Source organism: Pseudomonadota bacterium (assembly GCA_037200975.1).
Classification (GTDB): domain Bacteria; phylum Pseudomonadota; class Gammaproteobacteria; order Steroidobacterales; family Steroidobacteraceae; genus CADEED01.
This window is the reverse complement of the sequence record JBBCGI010000001.1, coordinates 829729-850937: the sequence shown is the minus strand read 5'-3', so window position 1 is coordinate 850937 and position 21209 is coordinate 829729. Positions and strand designations below refer to the sequence as shown.

The following is a 21209-nucleotide window of genomic DNA, read 5'->3' as shown; positions in this document are numbered from 1 at the left end:
CGTCCCGGCGCGCGGGCAGGAGTCAGCCCGGCCGATCCGTGGCGCGGCGGCCGGTCAGTTCCGCCAGGGCGGCGCGCAATTCGCGGATGCGCGGCGGCTTGCCTAACAACCGGTCGACCTGGGGCGGCTTTTCCGTCTCGCTGGCGACGTGTTGCCCCCAGCCGGTCAGCAGAATGATGGGGGTGCCCGGCGACATGGAACGGACGCTGGCCACCACCTGCCTGCCATCGACGTAAGGCATGCCGAGGTCGGTTATGACGACGTCGAACAGTTTTCCTACCTTCTGCGCTTCGCGGAATGAATCGATGCCCGCCTGTCCGCCGCCCGCCGTGGCGACCTTGTGGCCTTCATCCTGCAGCGCGCTGCGCAGCGATTCGATCAATGCCGGGTCGTCGTCGATCAGCAGCACGCGCAGGCTGCGCGTGGTGAACATCGGCTGGGCATTGCGGCCGGTGGCGGCGGCCTGCGTGGTGCCGGGGCGGAAGCTCAGGCGAATCGTGGTTCCCTTGCCCAGCGCACTGTCGATGTCGAGTCCGGCGCTGTGGCGTTTGGCCATTCCGTAAACCATCGCCAGCCCCAGGCCCGTGCCGCGATCGCCCTTGGTGGTGAAGAAGGGTTCGAGGCAGCGACGGCGGGTCTCCTCGTCCATGCCGACGCCGGAATCGACCACTTCGAGATGCACGAATTGTTCGTCGCCGTGCGGGCCGGCAACATTTTCGGTGCGTGTCCGGATCTCGATGAGGCCACCTTGCGGCAGCGCATCCACCGCGTTGAAGATGAGATTGGTGAGCGCGTCGCGGATTTCGTTTTCCGCGCCACGGATGGTCAGCAGATTCGCCGCCAGCGTGCTCTTCAATTCGATCATCACGCCGCGTTGCTGCGCCAGATCGTTCCAGCGCGCGCGCGTGAGATCGACCACCTGCTGGATGAGCGGGTTGAGCTCGACGTCGGCAAGCTGCAGCTCCTGCTCGCGCGGCCGGTAGAATTCGCGCATGCGTCCGACCGTCTGCGCCACGTCGTCGATGGCGCGCTGGATGGTGGTCAGATAGCCGCGCGCCCGTTCGCTCAGGGTTTCGCGTTCGAGCAGCGCCTCGGTGTACAGCGCAATCGGCGAGATGGCGTTGTTGATGTCGTGGGCGATGCCGCTGGCCATCTGCCCGAGCGCGCGCAGGCGTTCCTGCTGGATGAGCGCCTGCTGCGCCTGGCGCAGGGCCTCGTTGCTTTGTTCGAGCTCGTGCGTGCGGGCCTTCACCCGGTCCTCGAGTTCCTGCGTGAGCGCTTGTAGCTCCTGGTTGGTCGTGTGGAGCGTATCGCGCGTGGTGCTCAATTCCTTGTTGCGCTGGATCGCCGCCTCGTACGTGGACAACAGCAGGTTGAGGATCTGCAGCCGGTCGGCGGTGATGAAATGCTTCTGGCCGCTGAAAACGATCTCCAGCCCCATGCCGGGTTGTTCGTTCTGGCGCATGTGGCTGTTGACCAGCACGAACTGCACGCGCCGCAGCAGGTGATCGGAATCGTAGGGCTTGAGCACGAAATTGTCGGCGCGGCACGCGAGCCCGCGGATGACGTCCTCCGGATCGGACAACGTGGTGACCAGGATCACGGGCACGTCGGCGAGTTTCGGATCGGCCTTGATGTGCGAGCACAATTCGTAGCCATTCATCTCGGGCATGACCACGTCGCTGATCACGAGGCTCGGGGTGTGGCGTCTGGCCATCTCCAGCGCCAGTGCGCCGTTCGCCGCGCTGGTGACACGGTAGCCCTGCGCTTCGAGGATGTGCGTGAGGCGTTGTGCCTGCGTGGCGCTGTCTTCCGCGATCAGAATGCGTGCCCCGGTGTCCGGAGCATCCTTGATGATCATGCTTCGATGCCTCCCGCCTGTTGCGCCTTGCGCGCAAGCTCGGCGATCAATGCTCCCGCGATGCGGTCAGCGGACAGAATCTGCACGGCGGCGCCGAGCGCTATCGCTTCGCCCGGCATGCCATGAACAACCGAGCTTTCGCGGTCCTGGGCGATGGTCATCGAGCCGCGGTCACGCATCTGCTTGAGTTCGGCGGCGCCGTCCTTGCCCATGCCAGTCAACAACACGCCGACGGCAGTGCCGCCGAGATGCTCCGCCATGGAACGAAACAGCCACGAAACCGACGGACGCAGCCCGTTTTCCGGTTCGTCGCGCGCCAGCGTCAGGCGTCCGCCGGTGCTGACGGCGAGATGGAAATCGTCGGGCGCGATGTAGACGTGGCCCGGCAGCGGCACGGCGCCGTGCGCGGCGATGTGGACGTGCTGGCCGGTAGTTTGATTGAGCCACTCCACCATGCCCGGCAGGAAGCCGCGCGCGATGTGCTGGACGATCAGTATCGGCGCGGGAAAATCGCGCGGCAGCGTCGAAAGAATATTCTGCAGCACCGGCGGACCGCCGGTCGAAGCACCGATCCCGACCATGCGTGGCACCAGGTACCGGGCACCAGGCGTGGGCACGGCGGCAGGCGCGCTCATGCCCGCGGGCCGCGGCCGGTTCCAGCGCCGCACCACCTTGATCTCGGACATCAGTCGAACCGTCTGCTGCAGGTTCTCGACGCAGGAGGCGAACTGCGGGTGGTCGAAGCCGAGCGGCTTCTCGACACAGGCGACCGCTCCGGCCTCCATCGTGCGGAAGGCCACCGCCATCTCCTTGGGATCCGCGGTGGCCGTGCAGATGACGATGGGCAGCGGATCGGTCTCCATGATGCGCCGCGTGGCTTCGAAACCGTCGAGCCGCGGCATGTGGATGTCCATCAGCACCACGTCGGGACGCACGCCGCCGCTCTGTAGATAGTCGATGGCCGCCTGTCCGTCGTTCACGGTGCCGATCACGATGATGCGCGGGTCGCGCGCCAGCACGTGGGTCAGCAACATACGCATGCTCGGCGAATCGTCCGCGACCAGCACGGCGATGGGTTTCATGCCAGGCGCCGCAGGGCTTCGAGCAGATTGCTCTGATCGAGATTGCTCTTGACCAGGTAGGCGTTCGCGCCGACTTCGATGCCGCGTTCGCGATCCTCGCGCGAGGCCAGCGCCGTCACGAGCATGATCGGCAGTTCGGCGAGCTGGGCGTCGGCGCGCACGCGTGCCGTCAGGTCGAAACCGTTGAGCCGCGGCATTTCCACGTCGGAGACCAGTGCGTCGAAACGCTCCGAGCGCAGCAGCGTGAATGCCTCGAGGCCGTCGACCGCGGTTTTCACTTCGTAGCCAGCGGATTCGAGGATGCCCTTGAGCAACATGCGCGAGGTGATCGAATCCTCGGCGACCAGGATGCGTTTGGCCGCCGCCGCCGCCGCCGCGGGTGCGGCAACGTTGGCGGGCACTATCCGCAAAGTGGGCCCGGCGTTGCGCGCGGATTTCAGCAGATCGGTCACGTTGAGGATCGGGGCGACTTCACCGCTGCCGAGCACGGTCGCGCCGGCGATATTGCGCACGCGCGCCAGGGGTTTGGCGAGGCGCTTCACCAGCACCTCGCGTTCGTCGATCACCGCGTCCACCGCGAACGCGATGCGGTCGTTGCCGGCGCCGAGTATCAGCGCGGCCGTTGCCGGGGCGCCCTTCATCTGCGCCGCGGGCGGCAACTGCAGCACCTGCGCGAGCCGGGTCAGCGCCAGCGCGCGGCCGTTGACCGACAACGTGTCGCGGCCTTCGACCGTCTGGATATCTTCGGGTTTGAAGCTCGTGACGCGTTCCACCTGCGCCGTCGGCACGACGAAGGTGCGTCGCCCGGCTTCCACCAGCACGCCGCGGAATGTCGCCAACGTCAGCGGCAGCGTCATGCGAATCGTCGTGCCCACACGCGGCTGGCTTTCGATCGCGACCCGGCCGCCTAACTTCTCGGCCTTCTCCCGGACGATGGCCAGCCCCAGGCCGCGGCCGGAGAGCTGCGTGATGATGGGGCTGGTGGACAGGTCGGTTTCGAACACCAGCAGCAGCGCTCCCGCGTCGTCGAGTTTGTCCGCGGCATCGCTGCCGATGAGCCCGCGCTTCACGGCCTGTGCCTTGACCTGGTTCACGTCGATTCCGGCGCCATCGTCGCTGACCGCAATTTCGACCTGGTTGCCGTTCACCTGCGAGACCGAGAGCGAGATCTTCGCCCGTGTGGGCTTGTGGCTCGCGCGCCGTGTTTTGGGCGTTTCGATGCCGTGATCGACGCAGTTGCGCAGCAGATGCACCAGCGGGGCCTTGATCTCTTCGAGGATCCGCTTGTCCATGAGCACGTCGTCGCCGCGGATGACGAGCTCCGCGTCCTTGCCGAGTTCTCGCGTGGTGTCCCGCACCAGTTTCGGGAACAGAGTGCCGAACGTCGCCAGCGGCAACATGAGCAGTTTCTTCGAATTGTCGAGCAGGTCGTCGACCAGCTTGTCGACCGTCAGGCGATCCTGTTCGGCGTTGCGGCGCAGGTTGGCGAGGCGGCTTTCGAGCGCGCGCAGCCAGTCGTGGTTCCATTCGAGGAATTCGGCGACTGCGCTGCCTTCGGCAGAACGCAATGCGCGCGCCTGCGGTTGCACGCGCGACCATTCCTTGCGCCATGATTCGAAGACATCCGCGAATCCGCCGAGATCGGCAGCGCGCTGACTCGCGGCGAGTTTGGCGGCCAACAACTCTTCGGACTCGAGCAGCCGCTCGTCGAGGGTCTTTACCGAGACGCGCACCGTTTCATCGGCGTTGTAGGTATGGGTGGCGGCCGGCGTCGGCGGCGCCGCGGCAACTTCGGTCTCGGCCGGGCGCCTGGCCGCGGGAGCAATCCCGGGAGACGTCGTCGTCGCCGGCGCCGAATCGCCGGAGATCGCCTTCGTCATGCGATCGAGCGCCAGGTGGGCGGCGTCGAGGGAAGAGGGTGTGGGCGTGCTCTCCTGGCGTTTCCATGTGGCGAAGAGGTTCTCGAGCGTCTCGCAGACCGATTCGATGTCGTCGAAGTCGACCGCGCGCGCCGCGCCCTTGAGGCTGTGCGCGGCGCGGAATACGGTTTCGATCAGCGGTTTCTGCGCCGCCGGCCCAGTCGCCTTTTCGAGATGCATCAATCCCGCGGCGATGGCCTGCAAATGCTCGGCGGCCTCGATCGCGAAGGTCGCGCGCAGCTGCTTGAGGAATTCTTCGTCCGCCGGGCTCATGTTCAACTCACCGTGTAGTTTTCGACCAGGGCCTTCAATCGCTGGCCCAGGTCGCTCAGGTTTCGCGCCGCGGTTTCGAGCTGGCGCGCGCTGGCGACGTTCTGCGTGCTCGCCTGCTTGATGTTCTCCATCGCGCCTGCGACCTGGTCCATGCCCACGAGCTGCTGCTGGCTCGAGGCGGCAATCTGGGTCGCGGCTTGCGCGGCTTCCGACACCGTTCCCGTCAACGCCTGGATCGATTCACCGGCGAGCTCGGTCTGACGGCTGCCGGCTTCGACGGCTTTGTTGCCCTGTTCGGTTGCCATGACAGCGGCCGTGGTCGCCTTCTGGATATCGCTGAGGATCGCGCGCACGCGATCGGTGGCCACGCGCGACTGTTCGGCCAGGCTCTTGACCTCCTGCGCCACGACGCCGAAACCCTTGCCGTGCTCGCCGGCCTTGGCCGCTTCGATCGCCGCGTTCACGGCCAGCAGGTTCGACTGCGCGGCGAGGTCTTCGACGCTTGCGATGATCTGCCCGATCGCCTGGGTCTGTTCGGAGAGGCGCATCATGCTTGCGCCGATGGCTTCCATCTGCGTGCGGATGCGGCCCATGCCGGCGACCGCATCGTCGGTGGATTTGCGGCCGCTCTGCGAAATCTGCACGGCCTTCTGCGCGGCATCCGACACGGAGCGCGCCTTCTGGCTGGCCATCTGCGAGGTCTGGCGGATTTCTTCGACGGTGGACGTTGTTTCGCTGACAGCTGCGGCGGATTCACTCGCGCCCGAGGCGAGCTGCGCCGTGGAGGCGACGATCTCGCTGGCCGCCGACCCCAGCACCGCGGCACCCTCCACCATGCCGCCGATCTGCCGGCGCAGGTTGGTGATCATCTTGACCAGCGCGTGACCCAGCACGTCCGCCGCGGACTGCGGTTGCAGGGTGGCGCGCAGATCGCCAGCCGCGATCTGGTCGGCCACGGTCGCCATGCCGCGTAACGAGGTGGTCATGCGGCCGAATGCGCGGCCGAGCGCGCCCACTTCGTCGCTGCGTTCACCCATGTCGACCACCGCGCCGAGATCTCCCACCGTGATGCGCTCCGCGGCGTCGGTCAAGCCGCGCAGCGGGCCGGCGACATTACGCGTGATCAGGAAACCCACCAGTCCCGCCAGCACGATGGCGAGCGAGGTGCCGAGCACGATGGTGAGGGCCGCGGCCTTCGTCGCGGCCTCGGAGGTCTCCGCGCGCTGGTTGAGCAGCGCCTGTTCGGCCTCTTCCATCGTCCCCACGAGCGTGCGGACGTCGTCCATGGCCTGTTTGCCCGTGCCCGCCAGGACGATCGCCTGCGCGGCGGTGAAATCCTGCGCACGCCGCACGGCGATGGGTTTGGCCATTTCCGAGATTTTCACCGCGACCAGCTGCGCCAGTGTGTCGGCGCGCGTCGCCTGGCGCGCATTGTCGCTGACGAGTTCGGCCAGGTGCTTCAGATGTGTGTCGATCGCCGCGAGCGCGGCGGTATACGGCGCGAGGTAACTTTCGTCGGCCGTTATGATGAACCCGCGCTGGCCGGTTTCGGCATCCTGCATCGTGGACAACACGCGGGTCAGCGTCGCGATCACCTCGTGCGTGTGCGCGACCCAGGTCGCGTCCTCGGTCTGTTTTTCGACATTGCCGTAAGAAACGACCCCCACGATGACGAAGATGGCGAGCGCGATTCCGAATCCGGCGCCCAGCTTGGTTCCCACATTCCACTTCATGAACAGACTCCGGTAACAGTATTCATTCAACTATCGGCTTCGTCGTGCACGATTATTTTCGGATCGGCGAAGATGCGTTCGAGGTCGAGCACGACGAGACGTTCTTCGCTGACCCCTTTCAGGTATTCGGCGCCAATCTCGGACAACGTCGGCAACGCGGGCGCCAGCGAGTTGCCGGCGACGGTGTGCACACTGACGACCACATCCGCCAGCAGGCCGAACTCTAAGTCTTCGCCGCGCACCACGATGATCCGGTGCAGGTCGGTCACGCCCTGTTCGGGCAGGTCGAAGAATTTCTTGAGATCGAGGACCGGCAGGATGCGGCCGCGCAGGTTGACGATGCCGCGAATGAACGGCGGCGTGCCAGGCAACGGCGTCAGGTCGCGCAGCGGATGCACCTCGACGACGTGGCGCGTTTCGACCGCGTAACGCTCGTTCGCAAGCTTGAACTCGAGCAGTTCGAGCAGCGCGTCCGGCGCCGAATCGGCCCGCGGCGCGCGCGCCAGTGCGACGGCGCGCTCGTGCAGGACGCGGGCGGCGCTGGCCAGTTCTTTCATGAAATCTCCTTCACGAATCCGCTCCGGCCGAGAGCGAAGTGATGATCTCGCGCAGCCGTCCGGCCGTCAGGCCTTCGGATTCCGGCAGCACTTCGTCCGCCGCATGGCCGCGCAACAGGCGCTCCGCGTTGGCGAAGTGGCGATGCGCCTCGGCGTGGCGCGCTTCGGCGCGCGCGCAATTGCCCAGGGCGAAATGCGCCAGCGTGAATTCTGGTTGTAGATAGACGGCGCGTTGCAGGGCGGCGCGCGCACGGCTGCGTTCACCGAGCTCCTGCAGCACCATCGCGTTCAGATAGTGGGCCGCGGGCTCGAGCTTCTCGACCGCGATCCAGCGTTCGCTGGCGGCCAGCGCCGCCGGCAAGTCGCCCTGGTTGGCCAGCGCGTGCGACAGCAGCCCGAGCAGCCGCGGATCTTGCGAAGAACCTCTGGCGCCGGCGAGTGAGTCGCGCAGCACCGTGACGGCGTCGCCGTAACGGCCCTGTTCATACAGCTGTTGCGCGGCGTCTCGCGCAACGGTAACGGGATCGGGCGTTTCCGCCGCGGCCACTGGGGCAACCGGGGGTTCGGGTTGCGGAACATGAGCCTTGGCGGGCAATGGCAACGGCGCGACCGCGGGCCCGCTCCACGCGTACGATGGCGCGAGATCGGTCGCCACCGGCTCCCGCTTCGCGCCCTTGCGATAGAGAATGCTGCCGGGAAAGTTCACCGGCGTGAAACCCGAGAACAATGCCTGCGAACATTCGCTCGGACTCACGATGAGCCATCCGTCGTCGACCAGGGAATCACGCAACCCCGCGACCAGCTTGCGCGCGTGCGTGGGTGTGAAATAGATGAGCAGGTTGCGGCACAGGATCAGGTCGATCGCGTTCGTGTCGTTGGTCAGCGAGGGATACGGGTCGTGCGCGAGATTGAGTTCCGCGAATTTCACGAGCTCGCGCACCTCTGGCCGCACGCGATACTGCCGGTCGCCGGCCGGCGTGAAGTAACGTTCGCGAAAATCCGGCTGCGACTCGCGGAACGACCAGTCGCCGTACACGGCTTGTTCGGCCTTGCGCAGGAAACGCGCGTTGATGTCGGTGGCGAGGATGCTGAGATTCCAGTCGCGCCAGTCGGGCAGCAGCTGCTGCATGAGGATCGCCAGCGAATACGCCTCTTCACCCGTGCTGCAGGCGGCGCTCCACAGCCGCAAACGGCGGCCGCTCTCGCGTTTGCGCTGGATGAGCGCGGGCATGACCTGCGTTGCCAGTGCATTGAAGCTCGGGCGTTCGCGAAAGAAGTAGGTCTCGCCAATCGTCAGGTGGATTGCGAGCGTGCGCAGTTGCGCGGCGGACGGTGGTGCTGTCAGCAAACCTTGCGCGCAGGCCGCACCATCCTCGAAGCCGAGCTCCGCCGCCGCTTCGTTCAGGGCGCGGCGCAGGTCGGGGCGGCGCTCGGGTGGAAAGTGCAGGCCCATGCGGTTCGCAATCAGGGCGCTCAATTGATCGAGTTGTGGCGCAGGCAGAGCTTCAGCGCGCACGGCGTTTTTCCTCGTCGCTGATCGCGGTGTCGAGCGCCGTCGTTTCGTCGGGGTTCAGGAACCGCTCCAGGTCCTGGATCAGCACCAAGCCGTCCGGCAAGGACAACACCCCGCGAAGATGGGGCATTCCGGGCGCCAGCCGCGCGCTGTCGATGCCCCCAAGCGCAGGTTCGTCGAGCACGCCCAGCGCCGCGTCGATCGCCAGCACCACGCGGCGACGGGCGGTGCGCGCGATGATGAACTGATCGGTGAGCGCCAGCGGCCGCTCGGGCAATTGGAAGCGGTTGCGCAAGTTGAATACCGGCAGGATATTGCCGGCCACGTCGATGGCGCCGAGGACCGCGGCCGGGGCGAGTGGCAGCGGGGTATATTCCGCCGCGCGCACGATGCGCTCGATCGAGGGAAGGGGCAGGGCGTAGCGGCCGGAGTCGAGCGCGAACAGCACCCACTGGGTGCCCGGCTCGAACCCGTGGGCCACGGCGTTCATGCGTGCGCGTCCGGGCGCGGCTTGTTAGCCACTTTTGAGGCGCGCAAATCGGATTGCAGGCATACCGCGAACATCGCACCTCTCCTGGTTACAAGCATGACAAACAGTAGTAGTTTGATGGGGTTAAAGCACTAGGGACTTCCCCCAAACGATCATGCCGTTACGCTCCGACATCGATTTCATGCGTCTCGCGCTCGAGGCTGCGCGCGGCGCCCAGGCCGCGGGCGAAGTGCCGGTGGGTGCCGCACTCGTTCGGGGCGATGCAGTGGTAGCGGTGGCCGCCAACCGGCCGATCGCGGGCCACGACCCAACCGCGCACGCCGAGATTGAAGCGCTGCGCGCGGCAGGACAAACCCTGGGTTCTTATCGGCTCAACGGCACCACTCTTTACGTGACACTGGAGCCCTGTGTCATGTGCGCCTCGGCGATCGTCCACGCGCGCGTCGCGAGGCTGGTTTTTGGCGCCTGGGACCCGAAGGCCGGGGCCGCCGGCAGCATCACGAACGTATTCGCCATGCCGTCGATGAATCACCGCGTGGACGTCTTCGGCGGGGTCCTGATGGAGGAGAGCGCGCGCCTGCTCGAAGAGTTTTTCGCCCTGCGGCGGCGTTGATCCCACTGACATTGTCCGCGGTTCCTACTCCTTAAGGTCGATGCGGGGCGGCAGGATGGCGAGTTAACGTTGCGGTCCGTTTTCCACACCAGAGGATCGACTCATGCGCCCATTCATCGGATTGCTGCTCACGGCGTTGGCCACGACCGCGGTTGCGGCGCCCGTCACCTACCAGGTGGATCCCGAACATACGTTCCCGAGCTTCGAAGCGGATCATTTTGGCGGCATGTCCGTATGGCGCGGCAAGTTCAATTCGACCAGCGGGACGATCGTCGTGGACAAGGAAGCAAAGACCGGCACGGTCGATATCAGCATCGACGCCGCCTCCATCGATGCCGGCGTCGACAAGCTCAACACCCATCTCAAGAGCCCGGATTTCTTCGACGTCGCGCAGTTCCCCACGGCAACCTACAAAGGAAAGCTCGCCAAGTTCAAGAACGGCGCGCCCACCGAAGTGCAGGGCGAGCTGACGATGCATGGCGTCACGAAGCCGGTCACGCTGACCATCCGCACCTTCAAGTGCATGACGCATCCGATGAAGAAGAAAGAGTTTTGCGGCGCCGACGTTACGGCTACCATCGACCGCGAACAATTCGGCATGGCGTTCGGCAAGCAATTCGGCTTCAAGATGGATGTGAAGCTTGCGATCCAGGTCGAGGCCTACGCCGCCGGCTAACGATCATTCGAGGGGGTTCCGATGCGGATTCTGATGTGCGGGCTCGCATTGCTCGCTGCGGGAATGGTTTCGGCTGCCGGCAAGCCCGCGGGTACCCCCCTTTTCGACGGCAAGACGCTCAAGGGCTGGAAGGTCCTCGGTGGCGGCGCGGACTACCAGGTGGTCGACGGCGCCATCGTCGGGTCGTCGCGGCCGGGGGTGCCTAACAGCTTTCTGGTCACCGACAAGGACTACACCGATTTCATCCTCGAGTTCGACGTGCGCCAGGACGTGGGCCCGACGAATTCGGGCGTGCAGTTCCGCTCCCTGAGCACGCCGGATTTCGAGAACGGCCGCGTGCATGGGTATCAGACCGACATCGACCCGTCCGACCGCGCCTGGAGCGGCGGCATCTACGAGGAAGCGCAGCGCGGCTGGTTCTACACCGGCGAGATGAATCCGCCGTCGAAGCTGCTGTACAAATTCGGCGAGTGGAATCACTACCGCGTCGAAGCCCTCGGACCGCGCCTGCGGGTGTGGATCAACGGCGCACCGGCCGCCGACGTGATCGACGACGTGAAGCCCAAGGGGTTCTTCGGCTTGCAGGTGCATTCGATCGACAAGGTCGAAGACGCCGGCCGCACCACCAGCTGGAAGAACCTGCGCGTGCAGACACGCAACCTGAAGGCGCTGCCGCCGATGGGCATCCTCATCCGCAACAACCTGCCCAATAACCTCGATGCCGATGAAAAGGCGCAGGGCTGGAAGCTGCTGTGGGACGGCAAGACCGGCGCGGGCTGGCGCAGCGCCGACGCCGCGGGTTTCCCGGCCAAGGGCTGGTCGATGGAGAATGGTGAGCTCTCCGTAATCCCGAAGGGCGGTGGCGGCGACATCGTGACCGAAGCGGAATACGGCGCGTTCGAATTGCAGCTGGATTTCAAGGTATCCGCCGGCGCCAACAGCGGCATCATCTATCTACTGACCGCCGCACACGATCCGAATGCCAGCGGCGCCCCGCTCGGCCTGGAGTTCCAGCTGCTCGACGACGAGCGCCATCCGGACGCCAAGCTCGGCATCGACGGCAATCGCACGCTCGCCTCGCTGTACGACATCTATCCGCGCGCCAAGCTCATGACCAATGTCGGTATCGCGCCCAAGGTGGATGTGTGGCAACACGCACGCATCGTGTCGCGCGCCGATGGCAGCGTCGAACACTGGCTGAACGGCATCAAGGTGCTCGAGTTCAAGCGCGGCTCGGAAGATTTCCGTGCGCACGTGGCCACCAGCAAGTTCAAGCGCACGCCCGGGTTCGGCGAGGCGTCCGAAGGACGCATCCTGTTGCAGGATCACGGCGATGCGGTGAGTTTCCGCAGCATCAAGATCCGGCCTCTTTAGCGGGTATCTCGTCTTTCCATTCGGCGCGGTCCATGCGCGACGCGTCTAACTAATCTCGCCGCACCACGAGTTCCGGAACGGACTCGAGAATGGCGGCGAACTGTGACACCCGTTCGACGAACTGCGCCGTTTCCGCGCCGTTGGCGTAGCCGTGTTTTACGCGGCTATGCCAGTGCGGATCGGACAGCCGCGGCAGGTTGGCGCGTACGTCGGCCCAGCGATCCGGATTCTTCTTGCGCATCTGGGTGACGACACGGGCGTCTTCCAGATGGCCGATGCCGATGTTGTAGGCCGCCATGGCGAGCCAGGTGCGGTCGGGGTCGCGGATACGTTTCGGAACCCGCTCCTTCATATAAAGCAGGTACCGGGCGCCAGCCATGATGTTCTCGTCTGGCGAGAACACGTTGCTCACGCCCATCTTTTTCGCGGTGATCGGCATGAGCATCATCACACCCTGTGCCCCGCGCGGAGAAACCGCGGCCGGCCGCCAACGCGACTCCTGATAGCCGAGTGCGGCCAGCAGGCGCCAGCTGAAGCCCGTGTCCCTGGCTGCCTCTTCGAACGGGACTCGCAGGTGCGGCAGACGGGTTTCGATGTGGCCGCGGAAATCGCCGGCGAGGCGGCGCGGCAAGCGTGCCCGCTGGGCGGGAGGTCTTGCGGCCGCGGGTTTGGCAGGTTCGGGCTTGGCCGGATCGGCCGCCGACGCGGGCAGGGCGGCGCCGAGCGCGGCCAGCCCCAGGCCCATGAACGAGCGCCGATTCGTCAAGTTTTTCCGGCCCTTGGCTCTTGGCATCGTTCGGCTAGAATACGCGCCCCCAAAGGGGCGGCCCTAATCAAAAACAGGTTCCCGCGCGGAGAGGTACCGAAGTGGTCATAACGGCGCCGACTCGAAATCGGATGGTCGGGTAATTCCGGCACGTGAGTTCGAATCTCACCCTCTCCGCCACTTCCTGTATCAAACCGTCATCGCGAGTGAATTTCGAATTCGCGTTCAGGGGACGAAGCACTCCCGCCCTCTCATCCGCCAAGCGGCCGCTGATTTTGCCGGCCCATGTCTAGTTGCGCGCGATCGCGCGATATTGCACCTTCAGGAATTCCCGCTCGCGCAGGTTTTCGCAGCGGCCGATCGCGTCCTGATAGGCCGCGGCCGCATCGGCATCGCGCCCGACCCGGTGCAACAGGTCCGCGCGCACCGAGTGGAAGTGATGGTAGTTAGTCAGTTCCAGCGCGTCGACCAGGCGCAGCGCCGGCTCCGCCCCGTCGAGTTCGGCGACCGCCACTGCGCGGTTGAGCGCCACGACCGGGCTCGGGGCGATGGCCATCAACTGATCGTAGAGCGCGAGGATCTGCGCCCAATCCGTATCGCCGGCCGCGCGCGCATCGCTGTGCACGGCGTTGATCGCGGCCTGCAGCTGGTAGGGGCCCGGCCGATCGCGCGCGAGGCACTCGCGCAGTATCGATTGGCCTTCCTCGATTCGCGCCCGATTCCACGCGCCCCGATCCTGCAGCGCGAGCTTGACGAAGGCGCCGCCCGCATCCACACGCGCCATGCGCCTCGAGTCCACCAGCAGCATCAGCGACAGCAGGCCCAGGGCCTCGGATTCTTGCGGCATCAGCTCGACCAGCAGCCTGCCGAGACCGATGGCCTCGTCGCACAGATCGGCGCGCAGCAGTTGGTCCCCCGCGGTCGCGCTGTAGCCCTCATTGAAAATGAGATAGACGACGCCGAGCACCGCGCGCAGCCGCGGCGCCAGCTCCCCGGCGTCCGGCACCCGGTAGGGAATGCCGGCCGCACGGATCTTCGCCTTCGCGCGGCTCAGGCGTTGCGCCATGGTGGGCTCGGGCACGAGAAACGCGCGCGCGATTTCGGCCGTCGTCAGCCCGCCTAACAACCGCAGCGTGAGCGCGAGTTGCGCCTCCGGCGCGATCGCCGGGTGGCAACAGGTGAATATCAACCGCAGCTGATCGTCGTGCACATCGTGCTCCACGGTGTCCGCCTCCATGAGCTGCAGGGCGGCGGCGTGGCGCTCATCACGCGACGCCTCCCGCCGCAGCCGGTCGATGGCGCGGTTGCGCGCGGTGGTGATGATCCAGCCGGCCGGAGCGGGTGGCACACCGCTGCCGGGCCAGCGCTGCAAGGCGATCAGAAAAGCGTCTTGCACCGCTTCCTCGGCGAGGCCGATGTCACCCAGCGACCGCGCGAGCACGGCCACCGCGCGGCCGTACTCGCGGCGGAAAACGGCTTCGATTTCGCGGCTCAGCCGTGCCCCTCCATGAAGGGGCGCACTTCGATCGGCACGCCGATCGCGCGCGCGAGCTTGCGGCCCCAGGCGAGCGCCGCATCGAGGTCGTCCGCCTTCAGAACGGTGATGCCGCCGATCTGCTCCTTGCTCTCGATGAAAGGGCCATCGGTGGTGACGATCTCGCCGCCTTGCTGGCGCAGGACCGTGGCCGTATCCGCGGAGTGCAGTCCGCCGCTGAAGATCCAGGCGCCCGCGGCCTGCATTTCCTTTTGAACGGCGACCACGTCGCGCATGATTTTCTGCAGGGCATCCGGCGGCGGCTGGGCGCCACCGGCGGGATAACAGACGCTGAGTAGATATTGCTTCACGGCGGGTTCCTTCGACTGGGCCGGCGCTGTGCCGGGTTCATCCCCTAAACGAATGGCCGCGGTCAGTTTCGACAGGCGATCGAATGAAAACAAGCCGCGACGCTAGGCGGCGTCGATGCTGTTGCGGGTCGAGTCGTCCTCGCCTTCGCGCGCGGCCGTTTCGTAGTTCTGCGCGAAGGTCTCGACGAAGATGTGCGGCAGGGTGCCCGGCTGCATCTCGCACAGGCTGCGATAGAAGTCGCCGTACAGTTCCCAGTTGCCCATCGTCTTGCGGCGCGCGCTGCGCTCGAAACGCGTCGCCAGGTCGAGCGGATCGAGCCGGCCCAGAAAATCGATGAAGGCCGCGTACATGGCCCGCACCATCGCATCGTCGTGGCGGCGCGCGTTGCCGAACGATTCGCGCAGCCAGGCGACCGCATCGAAGCGCCGGCTGTCGTGCGCCTTGAGCAGTTCCTGGATGAGCTCATCGACACTGTGCCTGTCGAGTGAGGGTTTCAGATCGTCCGGCTCTTTCTGGTACGTCACGCGCAGCTGGCTGCGCTGATCCTGCTGCGTGCGATTGCTCTCCTTGAGACCCAGCAGCGATTCGCGCAGCAACTGGCCGGCGAGATGGAGCATGCGCGCGTACGCGTCGACCGGAAGCGTCTCCACGCCAATGCCCGCGCCGCGGCAGAACGCCTGCAAACCGGCCGTGTTGTCCTGCGTTGGCGAGGAAGACGCCGGCGCAAACGGAACGGTCGGCGGCGATGATTGATTCATCGCCTTCTCTTTCTGTTGTTTGGTCGCGGCCTTGGCGAGCCGCGAAATGCGGCGCGCCACCGCCTCGGAATCGACGTCGAGTTCCGGTGAGCTCGAAGGTTCGCGGTGCAGATCCTGCGTCTGATGCAAGGCGCGCGTACGCGTCGACACGGCCTGTCCGAACGCGTTGACCGGCTTGAGTTCATCGCTCGAGGTGTCGTTGCTGGCCTCGAGCAGATTCTCGAGGCGCAGCGAAGCGCCGAGGTCGCCCGACGGGACGCGACGGCGGCTGCTGGTCGAACCGGTCGATTGGGTGGCGTACAGCGCACTGTCGTCGAGCGAGAAATCGGTGGCCGAATCGATCTGCACCTGCACGTGGTATTCGCCGATGCGGATGATGTCGCCGGACTTCAGCTCGTGCGGGTTCTGGCTGCCGAGCGGTTTTTCGATGTCATTGACGTAGGTGCCATTGCTGCTCATGTCCTGCAGCAGGAAGCGGCCCTTGTGGAAAACGATGCGCGCATGCCGGCCCGACACGTAACGCATGTCGTCAGGCAACACCCAGTCGTTCTCGGCGGAGCGTCCTATGCTTCCACCCGAGACTCCAAAGACAAACGTGCTCTTGTCGCCCAGTCGATGGCGATGATCGCTGATGACGCGCAGCCGGAGCGCCATGTAACGGTACCCTCTGGGCTCTAGCTTCCCGCAGCCCATGCGTGTATGAAGGCGAAGGTTAACGCCCCCTTAAGTCGGTCGATGGCATCCAGTCACATTTTCAAGATTATGTTCGTGAACCAAGGCAAGGTTTACGAGGTGTATGCCCGCAAAGTGGGCCAGGGTCGCTTGTTCGGCTTCATCGAAGTCGAAGAGCTGGTGTTCGGCGAACGCTCCAGTGTGGTCCTGGATCCGGGCGAGGAACGCATCAAGTCCGAGTTCACCGGCGTGAAAACCACCATGCTGCCCATGCATTCGATCCTGCGGATCGATGAAGTGAAGAAGCAGGGGACGGCCAAGATCAGCACGTTCGAAGGGTCGAATGTCTCGGCCTTTCCGATGTCCATGTACACACCCGCCGGCGGCGATCCGGGCGCCAAAAAGTAACTTCTCGCAGCGCGGCATCCGCATTCTGTAGAATGCGCCGCCTCCATGATCGAGCTTGCCGGCGCCCTCGCAGTTTCCGATTTCCGCATCGCCAAGCTGCGCCCCGCGCTCGAAGCCATCCATCCCGGCATCGGTGCCGTGAGCGCGCGCTTCATCCACTTCGTCGACCTCGAGCGCGATTTCGACGGACGCGAACGCGTATTGCTCGAGCGCCTGCTGACGTACGGGCCGCGCGAGGACGGGGCCGTGACCGCGGCCGGCAGCGAGATCGTCGTCGTGCCGCGCTTCGGCACCATCTCGCCCTGGTCGAGCAAGGCCACCGACATCGCCAAGGTGTGCGGCCTCGACGCCGTCCGCCGGATCGAACGCGGGATCGTCTGGACCATTGCGGGTCAGTTGTCGCGCGAGCAGTTGCAGAAGATTGTGCCGCCGCTGTTCGATCGCATGACCGAGACCGCGTTGTTCGCGCGCGCCGACGCGGCGCAATTGTTCGTGAAGGAGACGACGCGGCCGCTGCGCACCGTCTCGCTCGCCACGGGCCGCGGCGCGCTGGTGAAGGCGAACTCCGAGCTCGGTCTCGCGCTCTCGGACGACGAGATCGACTATCTGGTCAGGAATTTTGCCGCGCTGAAGCGCGATCCCACCGATGTCGAATTGATGATGTTCGCGCAGGCGAATTCCGAGCATTGCCGCCACAAGATCTTCAACGCGGACTGGATCATCGATGGCGAGCGTCAGCCAAAATCGCTGTTCGCGATGATCCGCAACACGCATGCGAGGAATCCGCGGGGCGTGCTCTCCGCGTATCGCGACAACGCCTCCGTCATCGAAGGTCCGCTCGGCAAACGCTATTTCCCGAATCCCGAGAACGACATCTACGGCGCGGTCGACGAGCCCATCGACATCCTGATGAAGGTCGAAACTCACAACCATCCGACCGCGATCTCGCCGTTTCCGGGCGCGGCGACCGGATCGGGTGGCGAGATTCGCGATGAAGGTGCAACCGGCCGCGGCGCCAAGCCCAAGGCCGGGCTCACGGGCTTTTCCGTTTCGCATCTGCGCATCCCGGGGTTCGAGCAACCGTGGGAGAAGACGCTCGGCAAGCCAGACCGCATCGTGTCGGCGCTGGAAATCATGAGCGACGGCCCGATCGGCGGCGCCGCGTTCAACAACGAATTCGGCCGGCCGAACATCTGCGGCTATTTCCGTACCTTCGAGCAGGCGGCGCACGGCGATCCTGCGCAGCGCATGCGCGGCTACCACAAGCCGATCATGATCGCGGGCGGCCTCGGCAACGTGCGGCGTAAACACGTCGAGAAGTGCGAGATCCCGGTCGGCGCGAAAATCGTGGTGCTCGGCGGGCCCGCGATGTTGATCGGTCTTGGCGGCGGCGCGGCCTCGTCGGTGAACAGTGGGGCTTCGAGCGCCGATCTGGACTTCGCCTCTGTGCAGCGTGGTAATCCTGAGATCCAGCGCCGCGCGCAGGAAGTCATCGACCGGTGCAGCGCGCGCTGGACGTTGAATCCCATTCTGCTGATCCACGACGTGGGCGCAGGTGGATTGTCGAACGCGGTGCCCGAGGCGGTCGCGCACACGCCCGGCCGCGGCGCGGTGATCGACCTCGCGGCGATTCCGAACGACGAACCTGGCATGTCGCCCATGGAACTGTGGTGCAACGAATCGCAGGAGCGTTACGTCGTCATCGTCGATGCCGGCAAACTCGACGAGTTCGGCGCGATCGCGCGGCGCGAACGTTGCCCGTTCGCCGTGCTTGGCGAAATCGACGGCACGGGTGTCCTGGTCCTCGAAGACAGGAAACACGGCAACAGACCCGTCGACCTGCCGCTCGAAGTGTTGTTAGGCAAGGCGCCCAAGATGCTGCGCGACGTGCGCCGCGTGCGTCCGCCCGAGCTGCCGTTGAAGCCCGCGGATTTCGATCTGCGCGAGGCGGCTTATCGGCTGCTGCGTTTCCCGGCCGTCGCCGACAAGACCTTTCTCATCTCGATCGGCGACCGCACCGTCGGCGGCATGATCAGCCGCGATCAGATGGTCGGACCCTGGCAGGTGCCGGTGGCCGATGTCGCCGTCACTCTCTCGGATTACTTTGGGCATACCGGCGAAGCGATGGCCATGGGCGAGCGCGCGCCGGTCGCTGTGCTCGACGCGCCCGCATCCGGCCGGCTCGCGGTGGGCGAGGCGCTGACCAATATTCTCGCCGCGGATATCGGCTCCCTGTCCGACGTGAAACTCTCGGCCAACTGGATGGCGGCCTGCGGTGAGCCGGGTGAGGACGCGGCGTTGTACGCCACCGTGCATGCCATCGGCGAGGAGCTGTGCCCGGCGCTGGGGATCGCAATCCCCGTGGGCAAGGACTCGCTGTCGATGAAGACGGTGTGGGGCGACGGCGCGGCGCGCAAGTCCGTCGTCGCGCCGGTGTCGCTCATCATCACCGCGTTCGCGCCGGTCGCCGATGCGCGCAAGACCTGGACGCCGCAACTGCGCACGGATGTGGGCGCCACGGTGTTGTTGCTGGTAGATCTCGGCGGGGGCGCCAATCGCCTCGGCGCTTCGTCGCTGGCGCAGGTGTTCGGCGAGCTCGGCGCAATTCCGCCGGACCTGGCCGAGCCGGCGTTGCTCACGAAGCTCACGGCCGCGCTGGCAGAGCTGCGCGCGCAGAACATGGTTCTGGCTTATCACGACCGCTCGGATGGCGGCGTCTTCGCCACGCTCGTCGAGATGGCGTTCGCCGGCCACTGCGGTCTCGACGTCAAACTACCCGCCGGCGCGAACGGCGCGGTGGGCGCGTTGTTCAGCGAAGAGCTCGGCGTGGTGCTGCAGGTCAAGGTGGAACATGCCGCCGCGGTGCAATCGGTATTCGTGCGGCACGGGCTCGGCGACCTCACCCACGCCTTGGGCGCGCCCACTCGCGAGATGCGCGTGCGCATCGAAGCCGCCACCGGCCGCGTCGATGAATCCTGGGAGGATCTGCGCCGCGCCTGGTCCGAAACCTCGTATCGCATGCGCGAGATTCGCGACGAGCCCGGTTGCGCACGCGAGGAATTCGAAGCCGCCTGCGATACGGGCAGCGGTGGGTTGAATGTCGCGCTGACTTTCAACCCGGACGAAGACGTCTCCGCGTCGTACGTACACAAGGCGCGGCCGAAAGTCGCGGTGTTGCGCGAGCAGGGCGTCAACAGCCAGGTCGAGATGGCCGCCGTGTTCGAGCGTGCCGGTTTCGAGGCGCACGACGTGCACATGAGCGACGTGCTCGCGGGTCGGGTGACACTCGGCGATTTCAAGGGCCTGGTCGCCTGCGGCGGATTTTCCTACGGCGATGTGCTCGGCGCGGGTGAGGGCTGGGCCAAGTCCATCCTGTATCACGCGCGCGCGCGCGACGAATTCCAGCGGTTCTTCGAGCGGCTCGATTCGTTTTCTCTTGGTGTCTGCAACGGCTGCCAGATGTTCGCCGCGCTCAAGGAGATCGTGCCGGGAGCCGCGAGCTGGCCGCGCTTCGTGCGCAATCGCGGTGAACAGTTCGAAGGGCGATTCTCGCTGGTCGAGCTCACGCCCTCGCCATCGGTTTTTTTCGCCGGCATGGACGGATCGATGTTGCCGATCGCGGTGGCGCACGGGGAAGGCCGGGCGGAATTCGCGAGCGACGGCGCCGCGCAGGCGTTTGCGGGCGGTGGGCTCGTCGCCGCACGCTACATCGAAGGCGATCGCAAGGTTGCCACGCGCTATCCCGCGAACCCCAACGGATCGCCGTTCGGTATCGCGGCGATCAGCAATGACGATGGCCGTGTGACGTTGACGATGCCGCACCCGGAACGCGTGTTCCGCTACGCGCAGAATTCCTGGCGGCCCGACGGGGCGGGCGAATATTCCGGCTGGTTCCGCATGTTCGGCAACGCGCGGAGATGGGTGGGCTAGCTACCCGGCCGCTGCCGGGCCGGGTCAATCGTCGCGGCCGGCGCGCCGCGCCGCGTGCTCCTGCACGAAGAACCGCCGCACCTTCATCGCGTGCTGCAGGCGTCCCTTGCGCACGTACGCCTGGTACAGAAAATCCTTCATCACTTCCAGCAACACTGCCGCCTGGTAGGTGTTGATGAAGGGCAGGTCGACCACCGGATCGGCGCTGCCGGCGAAGATGACGCGCATGACCACCGCGAAAGTTTCCTCTTCGATGTCCGCCATCTCGCGCACGTCGGAGAGCGAATCGAACAGCCGCAGCTTGGTGGAGTTGCCGAGGTCCGCGAAGCTCACGGCCGCGGCGCGCCGGCACATGGAGGCGAACGCCTGGATCTGATTGTGCGAGTAGCAGATCAGCGCCTCGCGGAAGAACGTCTCGACATCCTCGGGCACGTAGTTGAAGGCGAACTTCTCGACCGGCCGCTCGACATCGAAGGCCTGCGGCGACAGCTCGACGCGATTGCTGGCGAACGCGCGCGTGGCGTAACGCAGGAATACCGGCGCGTTGCAGGCGTGGCAGCGCAGCACGAGGCCGATGGCGCGCGGCTTCTGCAGCAACAGTTCGTCGAAGGTGGGCAGCGCCGTCGGGCTCATCCGCGAGAACGCATGGCAGTGCGGGCAATTGCGCGCGGTTTCGCGCTCGTCGCCGAAGTACATGATTCCCGTCGAGTCGATGAACACCTGCACGGCCATCGCGGT

17 protein-coding genes and 1 tRNA gene are annotated in these 21209 nt (G+C 65.8%); 6 read left to right on the top strand and 12 right to left on the bottom strand.

Going from position 1 to position 21209, the window contains the following annotated elements; genetic code table 11:
* Positions 1–22: 22 nt before the first annotated feature.
* The 7 genes from WDO72_03750 to WDO72_03720 are packed head-to-tail and all read right to left on the bottom strand — an operon-like array spanning position 23 to position 9428.
* A complete protein-coding gene (locus WDO72_03750; protein MEJ0084767.1) occupies positions 23–1861 on the bottom strand; it encodes a response regulator in 1839 nt (612 codons plus the stop codon).
* Complete coding sequence (gene cheB / locus WDO72_03745; GenBank protein MEJ0084766.1) at positions 1858–2943, bottom strand: chemotaxis-specific protein-glutamate methyltransferase CheB; 1086 nt, start codon at positions 2941–2943, stop codon at positions 1858–1860. Before cheB ends, WDO72_03750 begins: the two co-directional genes overlap by 4 nt.
* Positions 2940–5135: a response regulator gene (locus WDO72_03740; GenBank protein MEJ0084765.1), complete on the bottom strand. Its 2196-nt coding sequence runs from the start codon at positions 5133–5135 to the stop codon at positions 2940–2942. Before WDO72_03740 ends, cheB begins: the two co-directional genes overlap by 4 nt.
* 2 nt (positions 5136–5137) lie before the next feature.
* Positions 5138–6868: a CHASE3 domain-containing protein gene (locus tag WDO72_03735; GenBank protein ID MEJ0084764.1), complete on the bottom strand. Its 1731-nt coding sequence runs from the start codon at positions 6866–6868 to the stop codon at positions 5138–5140.
* 26 nt (positions 6869–6894) lie between these two features.
* Positions 6895–7425 (bottom strand): chemotaxis protein CheW, encoded by a 531-nt coding sequence (locus WDO72_03730; GenBank protein ID MEJ0084763.1) that lies wholly within the window; start codon positions 7423–7425, stop codon positions 6895–6897.
* 10 nt (positions 7426–7435) lie between these two features.
* Positions 7436–8941: a CheR family methyltransferase gene (locus WDO72_03725; GenBank protein ID MEJ0084762.1), complete on the bottom strand. Its 1506-nt coding sequence runs from the start codon at positions 8939–8941 to the stop codon at positions 7436–7438.
* Positions 8931–9428, bottom strand: a complete 498-nt coding sequence (locus WDO72_03720; protein ID MEJ0084761.1) for a chemotaxis protein CheW — start codon at positions 9426–9428, stop codon at positions 8931–8933. Before WDO72_03720 ends, WDO72_03725 begins: the two co-directional genes overlap by 11 nt.
* 154 nt (positions 9429–9582) lie before the next feature.
* Here WDO72_03720 and tadA point away from each other — a divergent pair, with 154 nt between their 5' ends.
* The 3 genes from tadA (at position 9583) to WDO72_03705 (ending at position 12091) form a co-directional block, all read left to right on the top strand.
* Positions 9583–10041, top strand: a complete 459-nt coding sequence (tadA, locus tag WDO72_03715; GenBank protein ID MEJ0084760.1) for a tRNA adenosine(34) deaminase TadA — start codon at positions 9583–9585, stop codon at positions 10039–10041.
* A 103-nt stretch (positions 10042–10144) separates the two neighbouring features.
* On the top strand, positions 10145–10717 hold the full coding sequence (locus tag WDO72_03710) for a YceI family protein (GenBank protein ID MEJ0084759.1): 573 nt from the start codon (positions 10145–10147) through the stop codon (positions 10715–10717).
* A 21-nt stretch (positions 10718–10738) separates the two neighbouring features.
* Positions 10739–12091: a DUF1080 domain-containing protein gene (locus WDO72_03705; GenBank protein ID MEJ0084758.1), complete on the top strand. Its 1353-nt coding sequence runs from the start codon at positions 10739–10741 to the stop codon at positions 12089–12091.
* Between the two features lie 49 nt (positions 12092–12140).
* On the opposite strand, the gene WDO72_03700 is transcribed toward WDO72_03705, so the two are convergent.
* The gene (locus WDO72_03700) at positions 12141–12857 is read right to left on the bottom strand and encodes a transglycosylase SLT domain-containing protein (GenBank protein MEJ0084757.1); all 717 of its coding nucleotides are present in this window, start codon (positions 12855–12857) and stop codon (positions 12141–12143) included.
* A gap of 87 nt (positions 12858–12944) precedes the next feature.
* Here WDO72_03700 and WDO72_03695 point away from each other — a divergent pair.
* Positions 12945–13037: transfer RNA gene (locus tag WDO72_03695), tRNA-Ser, on the top strand.
* Between the two features lie 109 nt (positions 13038–13146).
* Here the strand turns inward: WDO72_03695 and WDO72_03690 are convergent.
* The 3 genes from WDO72_03690 to tagH form a co-directional block, all read right to left on the bottom strand.
* Positions 13147–14352 carry a sigma-70 family RNA polymerase sigma factor gene (locus WDO72_03690; GenBank protein ID MEJ0084756.1) on the bottom strand — a complete coding sequence of 402 codons (1206 nt, stop codon included), beginning with the start codon at positions 14350–14352 and terminating at the stop codon, positions 13147–13149.
* Positions 14349–14702 carry a YciI family protein gene (locus WDO72_03685; protein MEJ0084755.1) on the bottom strand — a complete coding sequence of 118 codons (354 nt, stop codon included), beginning with the start codon at positions 14700–14702 and terminating at the stop codon, positions 14349–14351. The genes WDO72_03690 and WDO72_03685 overlap by 4 nt, the downstream gene beginning before the upstream one ends.
* 102 nt (positions 14703–14804) lie before the next feature.
* A complete protein-coding gene (gene tagH, locus WDO72_03680; GenBank protein ID MEJ0084754.1) occupies positions 14805–16115 on the bottom strand; it encodes a type VI secretion system-associated FHA domain protein TagH in 1311 nt (436 codons plus the stop codon).
* An 81-nt stretch (positions 16116–16196) separates the two neighbouring features.
* Between tagH and WDO72_03675 the strand changes: the two genes are divergently transcribed.
* Both WDO72_03675 and purL read left to right on the top strand, forming a co-directional pair.
* Positions 16197–16541, top strand: a complete 345-nt coding sequence (locus WDO72_03675) for a DUF1820 family protein (protein ID MEJ0084753.1) — start codon at positions 16197–16199, stop codon at positions 16539–16541.
* A 45-nt stretch (positions 16542–16586) separates the two neighbouring features.
* Positions 16587–20471, top strand: coding sequence for a phosphoribosylformylglycinamidine synthase (gene purL / locus WDO72_03670; GenBank protein ID MEJ0084752.1), 3885 nt, complete (start codon positions 16587–16589; stop codon positions 20469–20471).
* Between the two features lie 24 nt (positions 20472–20495).
* Here the strand turns inward: purL and WDO72_03665 are convergent, their stop codons facing one another.
* Entirely contained in the window at positions 20496–21203 is a 708-nt protein-coding gene (locus WDO72_03665) for a hypothetical protein (protein MEJ0084751.1), read from the bottom strand.
* Positions 21204–21209 lie beyond the last annotated feature (6 nt).

Coding starts and splice junctions, on each gene's coding strand:
- WDO72_03720 (MEJ0084761.1), bottom strand. CDS start 9,428: ATGAACGCCGTGGCCCACGGGTTCGAGCCGGGCACCCAGTGGGTGCTG.
- cheB (MEJ0084766.1), bottom strand. CDS start 2,943: ATGAAACCCATCGCCGTGCTGGTCGCGGACGATTCGCCGAGCATGCGT.
- WDO72_03750 (MEJ0084767.1), bottom strand. CDS start 1,861: ATGATCATCAAGGATGCTCCGGACACCGGGGCACGCATTCTGATCGCG.
- tagH (MEJ0084754.1), bottom strand. CDS start 16,115: ATGGCGCTCCGGCTGCGCGTCATCAGCGATCATCGCCATCGACTGGGC.
- tadA (MEJ0084760.1), top strand. CDS start 9,583: ATGCCGTTACGCTCCGACATCGATTTCATGCGTCTCGCGCTCGAGGCT.
- WDO72_03730 (MEJ0084763.1), bottom strand. CDS start 7,425: ATGAAAGAACTGGCCAGCGCCGCCCGCGTCCTGCACGAGCGCGCCGTC.
- WDO72_03675 (MEJ0084753.1), top strand. CDS start 16,197: ATGGCATCCAGTCACATTTTCAAGATTATGTTCGTGAACCAAGGCAAG.
- WDO72_03735 (MEJ0084764.1), bottom strand. CDS start 6,868: ATGAAGTGGAATGTGGGAACCAAGCTGGGCGCCGGATTCGGAATCGCG.
- WDO72_03705 (MEJ0084758.1), top strand. CDS start 10,739: ATGCGGATTCTGATGTGCGGGCTCGCATTGCTCGCTGCGGGAATGGTT.
- WDO72_03710 (MEJ0084759.1), top strand. CDS start 10,145: ATGCGCCCATTCATCGGATTGCTGCTCACGGCGTTGGCCACGACCGCG.
- purL (MEJ0084752.1), top strand. CDS start 16,587: ATGATCGAGCTTGCCGGCGCCCTCGCAGTTTCCGATTTCCGCATCGCC.
- WDO72_03740 (MEJ0084765.1), bottom strand. CDS start 5,135: ATGAGCCCGGCGGACGAAGAATTCCTCAAGCAGCTGCGCGCGACCTTC.
- WDO72_03665 (MEJ0084751.1), bottom strand. CDS start 21,203: ATGGCCGTGCAGGTGTTCATCGACTCGACGGGAATCATGTACTTCGGC.